Annotated in this window: 1 pseudogene; it reads left to right on the top strand. The window is 60.4% G+C overall.

Annotation, left to right across the window (positions count from 1 at the left end):
• Window positions 1–255 (top strand): annotated as a pseudogene (locus GTP41_RS28210) (IS3 family transposase); the annotation flags it as partial.

Here is a 255-nt window from a genome sequence, read left to right as displayed (position 1 = left end):
CTACCGTCGCCTGCATGTGCTGCTGCGCCGAGAAGGATGGACGCTCAATTGGAAGCGTACCTACCGCGTGTACCACGCGGCAGGCCTGATGGTTCGGCGCAGGAAGCGCAAACGCATCGCCGGGGTCGAACGCACCGTCAGAGTGTTGGCTACGCGCGCGAATCAAAGCTGGTCGATGGACTTTGTGTCGGATGGCTTTGTCGATGGCCGGCGGTTGCGGTGCTTGAACATCGTGGACGATTTTACGAAGGAGTG

Source organism: Pseudoduganella guangdongensis (genome assembly GCF_009857475.1).
Classification (GTDB): domain Bacteria; phylum Pseudomonadota; class Gammaproteobacteria; order Burkholderiales; family Burkholderiaceae_D; genus Rugamonas; species Rugamonas guangdongensis.
Note: the sequence above shows the minus strand (reverse complement) of the source record. Positions and strands in the feature narration are given on the sequence as shown.